Annotated in this window: 1 protein-coding gene; it reads right to left on the bottom strand. The window is 39.3% G+C overall.

Annotation, left to right across the window (positions count from 1 at the left end):
• Positions 1-809, bottom strand: an 809-nt coding sequence (locus tag CWB66_RS18415) for an IS4 family transposase (protein ID WP_138586510.1), incomplete at its 3' end; no start/stop codon positions are given.
• Between the last annotated feature and the right edge of the window lie 73 nt (positions 810-882).

Raw genomic sequence — 882 nt, 5'->3', positions numbered from 1 at the left:
ATAGGTTGATAGCTCAATGTAATTCGGGCCTGACGCGCTTTTCTTCCCGCACGTTGCGCTATATTAATAGTGTAACAACACTGACCCTGCGCTGTTTCTATTAACTGATTGAGATTGCATTGAGGCTCTATTAATTTTCTATTTTCTTTTGCTCTGACTAAAAATCGATGCCCTTCATCTTTTTGGTAAGTCATGTACTCATAAATGTCAGCTTCTCTGTCGCAGATGTTAAGTATATTTGATAATTCACCTGTACGTTTCTTTATATCCATTAATGTTTGTTGCCAGCGATAGCTTTCTTTCTCTTCGTAAGGGCGTTGCTGTTGTTGATCTTTAGTCCCTTTAACCTTTGATTTCCTAAACCAATAGTACTGGTCGAGTAAACCAATAACGTGCTCCGTATCTGCATCAATTGCTAAAGTTGAATGCGCATATAGCGTTCTTGTTTTTGATGGTTTTCCTAATGTATTTGCACAGTTCACATCGCCTAATTCTTTGCAAACACTGTGTTTAAATGTCAATCCTGTCGTATCTTGGATAGCGAGAACCAAAGGCAACTGCTTTACCGCTTCACTCGTTTGTGAGAACCCTGAATCGGCAATCGCTTGAGGGGATATTTTCTCATTTCTAATGAAACGATAAGCGGCTTCAATTTTTGCGGGTGTATCAGAAGCCTTAACAATTGAGCTGTCTGCATTCTCAGCCATATCGCTTGCTAGTAGAGCTAATCGTCGGGTGCGTCTCGGATCTCCTAAATTAGCGTTACCAAAAATTAATTGAGCCCATTCTTCAGAAGTGTTTGTGTGCATATGATAAATCTATGAGTGATGATGATCGATTAGATCACAGACTTAACGATATTCAAAGACTTGTGTATAAGAG

Origin of the sequence: Pseudoalteromonas sp. S558 (genome assembly GCF_005886635.1) — a bacterium.
In the GTDB taxonomy this organism is placed as follows: domain Bacteria; phylum Pseudomonadota; class Gammaproteobacteria; order Enterobacterales; family Alteromonadaceae; genus Pseudoalteromonas; species Pseudoalteromonas aliena.
The sequence above is the reverse complement of the archived record's forward strand: the minus strand, read 5'-3'. Positions and strand labels throughout refer to the sequence as shown.